Origin of the sequence: Paenibacillus alkaliterrae (assembly GCF_021532375.1) — a bacterium.
Taxonomy (GTDB): Bacteria; Bacillota; Bacilli; order Paenibacillales; family Paenibacillaceae; genus Pristimantibacillus; species Pristimantibacillus alkaliterrae.
Genome location: NZ_JAKGAP010000028.1, coordinates 36,843 through 51,869, shown reverse-complemented (window position 1 = coordinate 51,869; position 15,027 = coordinate 36,843). Strand labels below are relative to the sequence as shown.

General features: G+C 51.8%; 13 protein-coding genes. All 13 read right to left on the bottom strand.

The features are described 5' to 3' along the window. Positions 1 to 40 precede the first annotated feature (40 nt). Positions 41 to 1,045 (bottom strand): substrate-binding domain-containing protein, encoded by a 1,005-nt coding sequence (locus L1N85_RS13730; protein ID WP_235239359.1) that lies wholly within the window; start codon positions 1,043 to 1,045, stop codon positions 41 to 43. Next, the gene (locus L1N85_RS13725) at positions 1,024 to 2,814 is read right to left on the bottom strand and encodes a cache domain-containing sensor histidine kinase (protein ID WP_235239357.1); all 1,791 of its coding nucleotides are present in this window, start codon (positions 2,812 to 2,814) and stop codon (positions 1,024 to 1,026) included. The genes L1N85_RS13730 and L1N85_RS13725 overlap by 22 nt, the downstream gene beginning before the upstream one ends. Before the next feature lie 2 nt (positions 2,815 to 2,816). Continuing rightward, entirely contained in the window at positions 2,817 to 4,430 is a 1,614-nt protein-coding gene (locus tag L1N85_RS13720; protein ID WP_235239355.1) for a response regulator, read from the bottom strand. A gap of 318 nt (positions 4,431 to 4,748) precedes the next feature. Further along, positions 4,749 to 6,242 (bottom strand): sulfatase, encoded by a 1,494-nt coding sequence (locus L1N85_RS13715; RefSeq protein ID WP_235239352.1) that lies wholly within the window; start codon positions 6,240 to 6,242, stop codon positions 4,749 to 4,751. 124 nt (positions 6,243 to 6,366) lie between these two features. Next, positions 6,367 to 7,233, bottom strand: a complete 867-nt coding sequence (locus L1N85_RS13710) for a carbohydrate ABC transporter permease (protein WP_235239347.1) — start codon at positions 7,231 to 7,233, stop codon at positions 6,367 to 6,369. A 23-nt stretch (positions 7,234 to 7,256) separates the two neighbouring features. Beyond that, complete coding sequence (locus tag L1N85_RS13705) at positions 7,257 to 8,126, bottom strand: carbohydrate ABC transporter permease (RefSeq protein ID WP_235239342.1); 870 nt, start codon at positions 8,124 to 8,126, stop codon at positions 7,257 to 7,259. A gap of 85 nt (positions 8,127 to 8,211) precedes the next feature. Further along, positions 8,212 to 9,492 (bottom strand): ABC transporter substrate-binding protein, encoded by a 1,281-nt coding sequence (locus tag L1N85_RS13700; RefSeq protein ID WP_235239328.1) that lies wholly within the window; start codon positions 9,490 to 9,492, stop codon positions 8,212 to 8,214. A gap of 195 nt (positions 9,493 to 9,687) precedes the next feature. Continuing rightward, entirely contained in the window at positions 9,688 to 11,913 is a 2,226-nt protein-coding gene (locus L1N85_RS13695) for a helix-turn-helix domain-containing protein (protein WP_235239325.1), read from the bottom strand. Between the two features lie 343 nt (positions 11,914 to 12,256). After that, positions 12,257 to 12,469, bottom strand: a complete 213-nt coding sequence (locus L1N85_RS13690; RefSeq protein WP_235239322.1) for a hypothetical protein — start codon at positions 12,467 to 12,469, stop codon at positions 12,257 to 12,259. A gap of 103 nt (positions 12,470 to 12,572) precedes the next feature. Next, positions 12,573 to 13,082: a DUF6933 domain-containing protein gene (locus L1N85_RS13685; protein WP_235239318.1), complete on the bottom strand. Its 510-nt coding sequence runs from the start codon at positions 13,080 to 13,082 to the stop codon at positions 12,573 to 12,575. Positions 13,083 to 13,088: 6 nt separating this feature from the next. Further along, positions 13,089 to 13,289: a hypothetical protein gene (locus L1N85_RS13680; protein WP_235239314.1), complete on the bottom strand. Its 201-nt coding sequence runs from the start codon at positions 13,287 to 13,289 to the stop codon at positions 13,089 to 13,091. 44 nt (positions 13,290 to 13,333) lie between these two features. After that, the gene (locus tag L1N85_RS13675; RefSeq protein WP_235239310.1) at positions 13,334 to 14,470 is read right to left on the bottom strand and encodes a DUF6155 family protein; all 1,137 of its coding nucleotides are present in this window, start codon (positions 14,468 to 14,470) and stop codon (positions 13,334 to 13,336) included. A 230-nt stretch (positions 14,471 to 14,700) separates the two neighbouring features. After that, positions 14,701 to 14,889, bottom strand: coding sequence for a hypothetical protein (locus L1N85_RS13670; RefSeq protein WP_235239306.1), 189 nt, complete (start codon positions 14,887 to 14,889; stop codon positions 14,701 to 14,703). Positions 14,890 to 15,027 lie beyond the last annotated feature (138 nt).

Sequence of the window (15,027 nt, the reverse complement as noted above, 5' to 3'; positions counted from 1 at the left end):
CATTCTGGCGTTGACGAGCCTGTCTGAGCACGCCGCTAGCTCACTCTCCGTTCATGCCAACAAACGGAAACAGCAGCTTCTGGTGCTCCTCCTCATAAATATTGTCCTTCGTGACCACGACCGATCCGGTATCGATGCGCGCCGGAACCTTCTCGCCCCGCAGCGCCTCCACCGCGGTCTTGACAGCCAGGTAGCCCATATTGAACGGCCGCTGCACGACCGTCGCCTGCATGACGCCTTCCTCCAGCAGCCGCACTTCGTCGACCGAGCTGTCAAATCCGACCAGCGTCACCCGGCCGGCCGCGTCCATGTCCCGGATCGCGCGGCCTGCGCCGACCGTGGACGGCTCGTTCAGGCCGACGATCCCGGACAGGTCGGGATGATTCCGGATGAGCGACTTCGCGATTTCGAAGGCTTTCGTCTCATCCCCGTCGCTGTAGTAGGTCTCCATGATCTCGAAGCGCGGATCCGCTTCCAGTACGGCCCGGACGCCCTGCTCGCGCTCCATTTGGGACGCCGTGCCCCGGACATAACTGATGATCGCGATCTTCGACCGGTCGCCGGACAGCTCAGCCATTTTGCGGCCGACCTTGCTTCCCGCTTCGATATTGTCCGTCGCGATGAAGCTCCGCGCTGCGTCGCTGTTAAGCGCCGAATCGACGGTAATCAGCGGAATCCCCGCTTCATTGATCCGGTCGGCGTAAGGAACAAGACGGTTGAAGTCCGTAGCCGCAAGCACGACCGCATCCGGCTTCTCCGCAAGCGTCCGTTCCATCAGCTCGATCTGCTGATCCACATCTGTCTCCCGCTCAGGTCCGATGATATTGACCTCGACGTCGAACTCTTTGGCCGCCTCCATGACACCGTCGCTTAACACGCCCCAAAATTCCATCCCGGTTTCCGTCGATTTGACCAGTACAGTGACTCTCGGGCGTTCCGCCGAGCCGCCCCGCAGCGCATCAGCCAAATTATACACAAGAACTGCAAGAACGGCTGCGGCCGCCAGCCAGCAGAGCCATCTGATCATCGTTCTCCTTCCTGCCATCCGTCAGCCGCCTCCTTTCGCGCCGCTTCCTCGGGAAGCAGCAATGGAATCGTCACGGTGACGGTCGTGCCGATGTCCGGCTCGCTTGCCACGGTCAGCCCGTACTCATGGCCAAAATACAGCCGGATCCGCTCATGCACGTTCGTCATGCCGACCCCTTTGCCTTCGCGGTACCCTCCGCCGCGGGCAGGCGCAAGCAGCCTCTCCAGCGTTCCCGCATCCATGCCGACGCCGTTGTCCGCGACATGCAGCAAAATGCTGTCTCCGTATTTCTCCCCGGAAATCCGGATCGTGCCTGTGCCGTATTTGTTCTTGATGCCGTGATAGATGGCGTTCTCCACCAACGGCTGCAGCGTCACCTTCAGCGTAACATACGAAAGGATCGCGGGATCGACCTCAAGCTGAAAATCGAGCTTGTCGCGGTATCGCATTTTCTGGATTGTCAAATAGTTCGTAATATGCTCGATTTCCGTCCGGATCGACACCAGCTCCTTCCCTTTGCTGAGCGAAGCGCGGAACAGCCGGGCAAGGGCGGACGTCATGAGTACGACCTCATCCGACTTCTTCTCCTCGGCCATCCAGATGATCGAGTCCAACGTGTTGTATAGAAAATGGGGATTGATCTGCGCTTGCAGCGCATTCAGCTCGCTTTTCCGCTTGAATTCCTGTTCCTTCACGACCTGCCCCATCAGCTCCCGGATCTGGAATACCATCAGGTTGAAGGTACGGGCGAGCCTGCCGATTTCCTTCGTCCGGTCCACAGGCACCTGGATGTTGAAGTTGCCCTTCTCCACTTCCTTCATATGCTCATGCAACTGGTGGATCGGCTTCGACAGATTGCGCGACAGCAGCACGGACAGCAGAATCGCGGCAAACAAGCTGAAGACGCCAAGCGCCGCGAACGACAGCTTCATCTCGCGCCGGTTGCCGATCAGCTCGTCCGCATAGGAGACGCCGACGATTTTCCAGCCGATTTCGGAATCCTGGACGGTGTACATTTTGCGCTGGCCCGCTTCATCCGATATGAAGGTTCCGCTCTGGACGCTCAGCACCTTGTCGATCGCTTCCGTCTTCAGGCTGCTGTAAATCAACTGCTGCTGCGGATGGTACACGATACTGCCTTCGTCATTGACGATGAAGACGTACCCCCGTTTGCCGAGCTCAATCTGACTCACGATATCGTTGATCACGCTGAAGTTCAGATCGACGAGCAGCACCCCCAGCCCTCTTGTATTATCGGCGCTTCGAATCTCACGGCTTAGGGACACCACCCACCGATATTCGTCGTCGAAGACCGGCTGCACATGAGGCGGCGAAACGACCGTACGGCCTTCCGCAGCCCGCGCTTCCCGGAACCAGGGCTGGTCCGTCGCATGGACGTTCGGATTAAGCCTTGCATCATTGCGGTCGGAAACGAACCTCTGCCCTTCATAGCCAAATGCGCTGATCGAGGCAATATCCTTGCGGGAAATCATGATTGTACGGAAAAATTCGGAGATGCTCCCGTCATTTTCGGCATCCGCAGACAAATATTCGCGGACAGGCCGGTGGCTCAGGACGAGCAGCGAAATATTTTCCATGTTGGTCACATAGGACTGGATGTTGGCGTTAACCTGCTTGACGAGCTCCCCCGTAAAATCCTTGGCCGTATCGCGGACCGCAACGGCCGACAGCTGATAGGAGATCACGCCCATGAAGACTGCCGTCAGCAGGATGAGCACGGCGAAGGCCGCGGCAATATTGGATTGAATGCTCTTGAAGCGGAACATGTTCACGGCTTCTCCACCGCCGTCTTCTGGCGGTATTCGGACGGCGTTTCACCGGTCGTCTTCTTGAACAGGATGCTGAAATAATGCGGGTCGGCATATCCCGTCCTGGCCGCAATTTCATACGTTTTGAGATCGGTGAATTTGAGCAGCTCCTTGGCCTTCTCTAACCGCTGGGCGGTCAAATATTCAACAAACGTCCTGCCTGTCTGCTGTTTGAACAGGGCGCTGAAATAGCTGCTGCTCATATGGACCTCCTGGCAGATCGTCTTCAGCGAGAGCTCCTGCAGCTGGTAGTTCTCTCTGATATAGGCCTCCGCCCGGCGGATCTGCGTTTCGGCCAAATCGTTCCGCGCATCTGAGATCCGGCCGACGGCGCGAAGGCATGTATCGTGCAGCCAGCTTTCGATATCCTCGAGCGTCTTGAACGCGTAGATGTCCGTGAGCGGATTCACTCGGTCGCCGAACGGCTCCACAGCGGCGCCGCCCAGCTCGTCCAGCGTGTGCATGAGTGAAATCAGTATTTTCTGGATACGGATGTAGCACTGGTTGATCGACAGATTCGAGGTTTTCAGATGGCTGACGATGCTCGTAATCGCCCGGCGCACTTCCTCGCGTGTCCCGGTTTTGACGCCGACGAGCAGCTCCTTCTCCCAGGACGAAGGCACAGCTTCCCCGCCCTCCCGGCGTCCTTCCATGTCCATGATGCTGATCAGCCGGTTGCTGCCCAGCATGAACCGGTAATCGAGCGCAGAGAGAGCGGATCGGCAGGCCCGGCGGATACCGCGCAGGCCCGTTTCCGGCCGTCCGATGCCGAGCGTCACGGTGAAGCGCAAATACGTCTCCACCGCATGGCGGATTTCCTCAGCCAGTTGCTGCGCTTTGTCAAGCAAAGCATCGGTGCCTTCGCCGGAAAGGATACAGACGATCTTCTCTTCGCGTGTGCGAAAAACGGTGGCGCCGGCTTCACGGCCCGCGATTTCCTGCACGATATTATAGACGGCGAACCGCAGCAGCTCGTGGTCGGCCTCCGGATGGGATTCGGCGAAACGGTCTACATCGGCGGCGAACACGATAAAGTCCGGCCCCTCCAGCGGCAGCCTGAAATAGGCGATCCGTTCCTTTGCCTCGCGCTGTCCGATATCCGCGCTGACAAGGCGCTCCAGAAACCGCTCTTTAAGCAGAGGCAGGCTCTCGTGCAGCTGGCGCTTCAGCAGGTCGAGATTCTCGCGCCGCAGCTTCTCCGCATCCAGCTCGCCCCGCACCTTTTGCAGGACGGCAATGAGCTCACTCGCTGTAATCGGTTTCAAAATAAAATCCATCACTTTCAGCTTCACAGCCTGCTGCGCATAATCGAAATCGTCGAAGCCGGTCAGAATGATGACCTTGACATGCGGGCACCGCTCGGCCAGCTGGCGGGTCAGCTCCAGACCGTCCATGAACGGCATGTTGATATCCGTCAGTACGACGTCGGGTGCCAGCAGCTCCGCCGCCTCCAGTGCTTCAAAGCCATTCTCGCAATCACCTACGCAATCAAAGCCGTGCTCCTGCCAAGCGATCCGTCTCCGGATGCCTTCGCGGACACCGGCTTCGTCGTCAACGAGCAATATTTTGTACATGGACATCCCCCGATCCGAATTTGCTCTCTATAGTAAGGCGATTTTACCATAGGAGAGCGGGGTGTGTCTTTGTTATGGAAGTAACTATTATTCTGCGGGCTGCTTTTCCGTGTCATTTTCCTCTTCTAATAGCCTAAGAAGACCCAAAACCTAATTAAAAAGACGACTTTCAATTCAAAAAACCGAATTGAAAGTCGTCTTTTTTTGAAAACTTTTAAAAAACGCAAGTTTTTTAGCGGCCTCCCTTTCACGGTGCTCTTTCTTATGGTTTTGCCGGAGGCGCCGATCTTTGATTCGCCAAATCCACGCCTCATGCAATCACCTCAGCCGAGGGAACCGCTCTTCCTCCAAACCCAACCGCACATATTGCTCCGGCGGAGCATCGTGCTCGCTCATGATGCGCGCGATAGCTTCCCGAAGCCGCTTCTCGGTTTCCTTATCCCGATACGGTGATTGCTGCCCGGGATCCGCCTCGAGATCAAACAACTTCGTATCCAGATTACCTCCCCGATGCGCTCCCGATCCGGATACCTTCAGCGTCCGTACTCCTTTGGTGAATGAGAAAGGCTCCGCCAGCTCGATGCTTTCCAGCTCCTCTACGGGAAAGCGCGACCGCATGTGCGTCGGCATCAGTGTGTAATTATTGAGCGGCTCGTTAACCTTCCCTGCAGGGCCAAGCATATAGACGTACCGGCCATCGGTGCAGTTGACGTGACCGCCATGAATACCGAACAAGGCGACATCGCGAATCGGACGGTCGGCCTCAATCGTCTCCCGCAACGGACTGCCGGTCACATCCGGCGGAATCTCCAGCCCAAAATAGTCCAGGAGCGTCGGCGCCATGTCAATCATCTGCACCAGACTGGTTCGGCGCTCGCCTTTCTTCCCGCAGCGCGGATCCCAAATAAACAACGGCGGGTTCGCCACTTCGTTATAGAAAGGCTGTATGCATTTCGCCCATTGGTCATGCTCACCGAGAAGGTAGCCGTGATCGGTATTGACGATCAGCATAGTATCCTTCCAAAGGTCAAGCTCGTCCATCAAGTCGATCACTTTGCCCAGATACTCGTCGCACATGCTGAGCAGTGCTGCGTATTCGTAACGCATATGCGCAATCTCTTCGGACGAATGCGCCACCGGCCCGTATGGCGGCCAATCGAACAGCCCGCCGCTGTAGTCGTGAGGATACAAGTCCCGGTACTTCTGCGGCGCATAGAACGGCTCATGCGGATCGAACGTTTCAAGTTGAAGAAACCATCGGTCCTCGCCGCTGTTGCGGCGGATAAACTCCATGCCGCTGGCGAACGTTTGCGCCTGCGGGAAGTCTTCCTCGCGATCGCGCCTTATATATTGCCGGTTGACCATATCCTGACGGAACAACGGTGACGACAAGTCATTTCCGACAACCTCCGGCAGTTCCGGGTCGCGAACATGCCCTTTCCAGAGATCGCCTTCCTGTCCCCGGATCAGTTCATACGTGTTGTACCGGTTATGATACGTGCCGCCGCCGTCTTCCCAATAATGCTGGTGGTCGGTCACGAGATGCGTATAGACCCCTTGCTTGCGCAGGAGCTCGGGCATGGAATCGTCAAACGGCTCCAGGGGCCCCCAGCTTCGGTGAAGGAAATTGTAGCGGCCCGTATGAAGCTCCCGCCGCGCCGGCATGCAAGGCATACTGCCCACATAGCAGCGGTCGAACACGACCGTCCGCTCGGCCAGCCGCGAGAAGTTCGGCGCATGCACCCAATCGCAACCGTACGGCGGAAGCCAATGCCGGTTTAAGGTGTCGAACATAACCATTATCGCTTTCATAAGCCCTATCCCCTTTTTCAACGAATATTGCGTTCATAGTCCGTCACGCTTATTCAACCGCCGCACGCACTTGTAACGGCGGTTCCGTACCATCACGGCTTTGGTATGCCCGCCCATCGGCGAGTCAACCCTTGACGCTGGTGGAAATCAAGCTTTGTACGAAATGCCGCTGGAAAAAGAAGAAGGCGATGCACAGCGGCAACGACACGACAACGCTTGCCGCCATTAGAAGGTTGAATTTGATTTCGTATTGTCCGTGGAACACCTGAAGCCCAAGCTGAATCGTACGCATCGCCTCACTGTTTGTGTACACCAGCGGGTGGAAGAAATCATTCCACACATGAACGGTTTTTAAAATGCCCAGCGTAGCCAGCAGAGGCCCGCTCAAGGGGAGGTAAATCTTCCAGAAGGAGCGAAATATGCCGGACCCGTCAATGCTGGCCGCTTCGTCCATATCTTTAGGAAAGCCCAGATAATATTGCCGCGCCAAAAAAATACCCAGCGACCCCGAGAGCTCCGGTATGATCAGAGCATAATACGAATCAAGCCACCCTTGGCCTCCATGGCCGAAAATATCATTGCCTCCGAACAGCGGAACCGACTTCAGCATAATGAATTGGGTGAGGATCGTTACCTGCGGCGGCACCATCAAACCGAGCAGCAAAGCAACGAAGATGATATTACGGAACTTAAAGGAAACCCGGGCAAACGTATAACCCGACAAGGAATTAAAGATCAAACTTCCGCCCACGGCAAATACCGTAACGATAATTGAATTTTTAAAATAAGTGCCCCATTGTCCCGTCTGCATGGCGAGGATGTAATTTTCGAACTTCCAATTCTTAGGAAGCAGACTTCCCGCCGCATTGGCGAGCTCCGTATCCCCCTTCAGAGAGGTAAAAATCATAATCAGCAGCGGGGCAACCATAAAAATCGAAACGATGGCGAGCCCCGCCGAAATAAGTGAATTTGCGGATATTCGTAATTTCATAGTGTTCACCTGGTTTCTTCGGTTTAGTCCATCGTCCGTTTCGAGCCGACCCGATAATTGACGATCGTCACAATGATCGTTAGGAGCAGAAGCACGATAGCCTGTGCCGAGGCATAGCCCATTTTGTATTCCTCAAAAGCAGTTTTGACAATTTGATTGACGATGGTGGTTGTCGAATTGAGCGGTCCTCCGCCTGTCAAGATGTAGACAATATCAAAGACCTGAAAGGAACGAATCGTCAACGTGATGAACAAAAAGAAGGTGATCGGCTTCAGCATCGGCACAGTGATATAGATAAACTTCTTCAGTCCGGTCGCCCCGTCTATGCTGGCCGCTTCATACAGATGGGACGGGATACCCTGCAGTCCGGCCAAATAAATGATCATCGCAAAGCCGATATTCGTCCAGATGCTGATTACAATGACCGCTGGCATCGCCAGAGCAAGGTCCTGCAGCCAGTTTTGCGGCGGGATGCCCAGCAGTTTGACGATCGCGTTGACCGGTCCGCTGCGGGGATCGAGCAGCCACAGCCAAGCCATCGATACCGCAACGGATGACAACACCCCGGGCAAATAAATGGCGCCTCGAAACCATGCGACGCCTCGAATTTTCGCATTAAGCAAAGTAGCTACGATCAGGCCAATCATCATCGTCGGCATGACCTTGAGAACCCAGAAGATCATCGTATTCCAGAACGCCTTGTGGAAAATCCCGTCCTTCAGCAGGGATTCGAAATTAGCCAGACCGACCCATTGGCCGGGACTCAGAATCGTATAGTTTGTAAAGCTTAAGTAGATGGCCCACAGTACGGGGATAAAGATAAACACAAAATAAATCGCCACATTCGGGAAAATCATGAGATAGGGAAGCAGCCTATTCCATCTTATCGCCATACGGTCCCTCCTTTTGTCGGATAAGGCGGCCCTTCCTCCCGACGCCCAAGCACCGGCGGCAGGAAGGACCTGAATTCAGCATCCGCTATTTTTTCTTGATCTCGTCCTGCAACAGCTGGATATTCGTTTTGACCGCTTCCTCCGGCGTTTTTTTGGCGAAATACGCTTCCTCCAGGGCAATGCGCAAGTATTTAACATGCGCTCCCCAGTCGGCCGAAGGCAGGTAGCCTTGAGCATCCTTGAGAATTTCCATCGTTACTTTATTTTCATTGCTTTTCTTTGCGAACGCTTCGGAAACGGATTGCAGCGACGGAATAAACTGCGCAGAATCCGTAAATTTCAGATGGTTGTCCTTCTCGAACATGAATTTCAGGAATTCCCACGCTTCATCTTGGTGCTTCGTGCTTTTGGCGATCGACATGAACGTACCGAGCATCAGCGCCGTACGCTTGCCGGATTCCCCTTGGGGAGAAACAGAGAATCCGATATTTTCCGCCCCGACCTGCTCGATCAGCGCCGCGAAGCCCTTCGGAGCGCCAAAGGCCATCGCCGCAACGCCATTTTGGAAGGTACCGCCCTTCAGTTGCGCGCTTTGCTGCGGCGATACGGAGCCGCTTTCGATAAGCCCGGCCATTTTGCTAATCAGGGCTACCGATTGGGGTGAATCGAACGTCGGATTGTTGTTTTCGTCGTAGAAGTTTTGACCCTGCGGCAGCAGCATGGAAAGGTATATCTGTTCTCCGTTGCCGGTCGGCATATCAAGGCCTTCCTGGACGGTTTGACCGTCCTTCACGATTTTCAGCTTTTCGGCGTAATCGAAAATTTCATCAATCGTCGCCGGCGGCTTCTCCGGATCCAGTCCCGCTTCTTTGAAGAGATCCTTCCGCCACATGAAGCCCCGGATATCCGGCATTAACAGGCCGTATTGGCCTCCCTTCCAATGGCCCGCCTCTAAGATATCGGGATAGATATCCTTCGCTCCCTCCCAATTATCCTTCTTGATGAGCGGATTGAGATCCAGGTACTTATCCTGCTCAACGGTAGAGATCAATTGACCGAAGCCAAGCCCGTGCAAATCAGGAGCCGCACCGGCGTTATAAGCAACAGACAGCTTTTGGAAATAATCCTTCCATGGGATCGAGGTCAATTCAACCTTGATACTCGGATTAATGGCTTCGAAATCCGTAATCAACGTTTTCATAGAATTCACAATGAATTCCTCATGTCCCGGAAACCACAGCTTAATGGTAACCGTTTTGCCTGAATCATCGCTTCCGTTCGAGCCGCTCCCGGGTGCTCCGCAGGCCGTTACAAACAGCATGACCACCATCATCAAACTAACCCAAAACATCCTTCCGTTTCTCATAGCTTCCTCCCCTTTAAGTTTCAATGAGTATTCCGTGCGGCTTGCGGCCGCCGGTCTGATGTAATCGTACGTAAATGAAGAAAGAAAAAAATCACCCATTGATGACATCGTAGGCTTCCTCTGCCTATCGCCTCAAACGGATGATTTTTTATGGGATCTCCCTTATTTGACATCGTCTACAATCGTTGTGAAAGCCTAATAAACCTGGCCTAAATCCAGTGATCGGGGATGATTCAGCTCCCTGTACTGACCGGGAGTAACGCCTTCATGCTTCTTAAAAATCCGGATGAAGCTGTTCACATTTACATACCCTACCGCCTCGCCGATTTCACCTACAGTAAGATCGGGCTTGGACAGTAAATATTTGGCATGCTTAATGCGGAGAGTGAGCAAATATTCGATGAAGGTTATCCCGACTTCTTGCTTGAAGCATCGGCTCACATAGGCCGCGTCAAGCCCCATCTGTTCGGCGATTCCGCCGAGTGAGATTTCTTTATCGAAATTGGCGTGCACGTATTCCATGATTTTCATGACAAAGTTGACCTTTCCTGCCCCGCTGCCCGCCTCAAGCTCCTTGATCAGCCGGATCGAAAAGTCATAACACCATTGGACAATGGCGGGCAACGATTCCATCTTTTCCATATCATCATGCATATCCGTAAGCCGAAGCTCCTCCAGCGGCTTAAACCCGGTCTCCTGCACCCGATCGTAAATAAACATGGTCAGCTCCCAAAAGATGTGACGGACGATGGGCAGCGATTGCCCCGGAAGCCCATCCAGCTCCTTGCGAAGATCACCGAGCGCGCTCTCGAGCAGAGCTTGATCACGCGATAAGAGCGCCTTTCCGATGTTCAGCTCGGTCGCCTTGCGCAGCCGGTAAAGCTCAGGGCTGTGGACGGATTCCACGGTCTGCTCCTCATAGCTGAATATGCCCGAGTTCCCCTTGAACAGCTGGACGTCAAGCGTCTGCAGAGCCTGCTGACAAGAGACGTGGATGGATGCGGCAGACAAGCAAACATTTCCGACAGCCGCACTGACCCGAAACGGCAAATATTGCTGAAGCACCGTGTCAAGCTGCTTCAGCACATTTTTCACGAAAGCCGGCTGCGAATCCTCCCGATCCCCGAGTTCAAATAATAAAGCCACATCCCGCTGGCCGGAATCATAGGCATAGAGAACGCGATTGTTCCCTTCAACGATTTCTTCGGGAACCTTGGTGATGAAGAAACGAAACAGGCTTTGATCCCAGTACGAATATTGTAAGAACCTTTCATAGTTTTCTATTCGCAGGATGGCAACGAGATAACCGTGGCCGGAGAAGGCCATACCGCATTCCCGCATTTTTTTCCGGCACGTCTCTTCTGTCAGGGAATCTTTGTAAAGCAGCTCTTGCAAGCAATGCTGCCGCAAGATTGGCAGCAGCTCCTTCAGCTTCCCTTCAATTTCTTCCTCTTTATGGACGAGTGCGTCCACGTGCCGGGCAATACGGGAAAAATTGCGCAGCACGTAAAGGCCTACGGCAACCATCAATAGCAGAGAAGCTGCGTAAACAAGCCATTGGGCCGGATTTGCGGTAGAAAATGCGCTTGTAGGAAGGCGAAGCAGAAAGCTCCAACCTGTAGTCGGAGAAGTGAACAGCCTGTAACCGTAATCCGCTCCGTTATCTTTCATCAATGCTAACGCGGGAGTCTGCTCCCTTAAAGTGTTAATCATATGAGTGTCTGATTCCGGTTCCCCGGTCTCGAGATTAAACAACCATTGCCCGTCGGGAGTGACAGCCCATATCGCTTGTCCTTCCGGCATACGGTGTCCGAATTCGAACAAGGACGTTTGAAAGTTGATTTTGACCAGCCCCTGAGGCTGATTTCCGACGGACGGAATGGCGCGGATGAAGGAAATAATCGGCGACCCGGCAGTCTTGGTTAACGTATCGTCCACGAACCAGTGCACCTTATCGGCCAGCATGCCCTTGTAAGCCGACCAGGCGGCATCTTCCATACGAACGAGAGCTTCCTGCCCTGTTGATAGCGAGGTGACGAGCCCGATTTGGCGGTAGTACAGCTCGATGGATCTGTCGCAGCAATTAGCGGCGGCCAATTCATACATTTCCCGGTGAGCCGCTTTTAGTTGCTGCTCAATTTGCTCCTCACCGGGGCTTTGCGCCAATCGGTCTACCACCGCAGTATTCGAAAAAAGCAATGTTTGCTGATCGATATTGCCAAATAATTCTTCCATCATTTCTTTGTAGGGACTGATTCGTTGAAAGGAAAGAGCATCCAGCTCCTTTAGCCGCTCGTTCTCTTTGTGAAGCTCACCCAGTGCGTAGAGTGCCATCAAAGGGAAAAAAAGCCCGATACAAAGGGCCATCGTAATCTTTGTAAGCGGTTTAGTAACAAGCCGCATCAATATGCCCTTTTGCATGAGGACTGCCCTCCTTACCCACTATAATGTACTCATTATACCTTCCCTGGCATGCTTCCTTGCGGTCAAAGAGTTCAAATTGAATTGTGGCTATAACATGCTGATTTTTCGTCAAGCCTCCTTACATCGACATCTTTGAACTACCCGCCTTAACGCTATCGCGTCAGTATGATCTCCATACCTGACTAAGTCTTCTTTCTATTCCAATATACATTTTCTCGCTTGTGTTTAATGCCATTTATCCAAACGATTGCTTCGTCTTCGTCGACTTCAAACACAAGAATAACTTGATAAAGCCCCAGCCTTGCCCAGTTCGTCCAAAGCCGTTTGCGTCCAATAAACACTATACGTTTTGTCCATGCTCAAATTCCTGGACCTTGGTGCGTAAATAGTCAAGTCCCGCTTCTTTACCGTATATACGTCCATGCTCACGATCTTCGCGGCTTTGCTGGACTTGTCGAATGAGATTTGCGTCCTCCGCAAGCAATGAGACATCCAGATGTTGCTGATCGTCTCTCTCCCGTTTCATATTCAAATAACCGATAAAATCGTACACTTCGAGCGCATCTTGCTCTGGGATTTCACCAGAACTTTAACCCCATTATACCACACAAAGTGAAAACCTAAGACAGAAGAGGCCGCATAGCTTACATCGGTATTTAAAAATTTTGCAACGCATCGTGCATAGTTTCACCGGAATATAACTTTGGCAGCTTAAGCATGACAAACCGATTCAGCATACGATTGACTTGATCAATTTCAGGATCACCCGTGTCAATAATATTGCCATTCATCACATATTGTGCGACCATAATCATATCGTTGATTTGACCGATTATGCTTCTATCGCTTGTCGGGGTATAACTGACATCCCCACGATTTTGTAAATAGTTATCTACCAATGCTTGTTCTATTCCATCCGCAAGCAAATTGTCGGAGAGTTGCTTTACGATCAAGTCACTGAATCGTTTAAAATCAGCCTTCAGCAAACCAAACATCACAAAATTGTATCTGGTTTCGTTATTCATAACCAATATACACTTTCGGCGGTTAAATGAAAATAAATGAGCATGCCAGCAGTAAAGCGGGTTAAAATTCTCCGGCTTCTCATTAGATAAGGGGACATCGAGCTCTGTTGCCAGCTTTTTTGTGCATTGAATCGTCATCATCGCATGTTACTTCCCGCAGCATTTCTTATGCTTCAGACCGCTGCTTATGTTGTCGTCTGCTTTCAGAACAACATGCATTCTGTTCCATAGCTCTCTCCATAATCGAGCTGCTTCTACCGAGTTTCCAGTTAACGAATAGTGATATCCATCTTGCATGAGTTTTTCCCATTCATTTTGTATCTCCGTGTTTAACGTAAGTTTACTCATTTACATTCCTCCCTGTATATCTGCCTTGCTCTCCATCTTAAGCATTACATCCATCTCAGTCGTTCATGCATATGGGACAATGAATCGTGAAAGCCCCAACCGATTCCTTTCGTATCCGATACTATGGCGCTGATACGTTCCTCGTATTCTTCAAACAGCTCAGCTGTATCATCAAAATTTACTGTCCGAATCACATCTGCATACACGGCTTCCATACTATCGTAAAATCGATCATCGATATCGCCATAGGTAAGCGTAAACGAAACGCCCATCTCGACATAAAACAGCTTTAGCTCAAGGGTGTATTTCTCGTTGCCCGTCAGCTTTTCAAATTCAGAAATTGCCTTTTTCGCCTCCTGCAGCCTCAGCTTCCCATGGCCACGCTGAGGGAAAAATTCATGCTCTACTTTTTTCCGATATTCATGAAACATCGGTTCTAACGCCTCTTCACCCAAAATTTTGACGGCTAGCATTCGCTCCATGTCTTTACTTGATCCATAGCACTCCTTTACCAGCTCGATCAGCTGTTCCTGGCTCATTCTCTTCAAATGTTTGTTCAAGGCCGTCTTGGTCAGCTTTACCGGTTTTTTATCCTCAGCCTGCGGTAATAGTGATTTTGGGATCAGCTTGTTTCTCCGCTGGCGAAGCTTGTCATTCACTTCATCTCGGCGAAAAGTCTCAGGATCATATCCTTCTTTCAGCCATTCTTTAAATTCGTCATATTCGGGATGATTCGGAGTAAACAGCGCTTCCATCATATGCTGATGACCCCATATACCGCCAACATCCTCCTGCGGACAGCTGCGCTCCCCTCCGAGACACATTGGAGATGTCTCCACAAAAGCGGTTGTATCCATTTGCTCCAGCTTGATCGTATGCCGCCAATTATCTCCAAAGTCATACGTATAGGAAAATTCAGTATTCTCCTTTTGCAAATGCTTGATGACTATTTCTCTCCGTGCATTCAGTACTTCACGAGTCTCCATATCCGCATATGTCGGGTCAGGCAATCCGATGACTCGTCCGCCGATTTCAAACTCATACAAATGGTAATCCTCCCAGCCCATCACAATTTGTATGATTTTATGGAGCTGATGAAATGTAATCTCCGGATGAAATTGAAATTGCCGCCATATCTTCGGAGCAATATCATTCAGTTCAATTTTGCAAATATAGGTCATTCACTCCAACTCCCTTTGACATTAGAAATTAAGAATGCCTCATTATAGAGGCGGCTTCCCTTACTGCTATATTACATATTTCGATCGTTATCAGCCAGCACCTTCACCTTCCCGCTTCATATTTCATACCTAAAAATATACAGAAAAAAACCTCCTCCAGCAAAGCTGGAAAAGGCTCTTCCTACGAGACTAAGCATATCTCCGTCACCAGTTGGGTCACAGGGATAACGTTATTTGCGGCGATTCCGGATAATTCTGGAATAGATAATAATTGCGGTGATAATCATGGCAATAAAACCGATATTTTCTGCCGGAGCCGGCTCCATTCCCATCACCATGCAAAGATTGGTAACCAAGCTCTTCACAAGCAGCGCCGACACAATCAACATCAAGGGACGAATAAAATTATATTTTCTCATCGTTTGCAACACTCCTGCTAAGCTGAATCGGTCTGGCTCCCTATATATTTGAAATCGCTTTAACGGGAGCTGCCCCGGCAAGTATACCAGTTTCCAGCGTGATCGTCCAACCTATCGGGCTAGTTGACTCTCCACAGC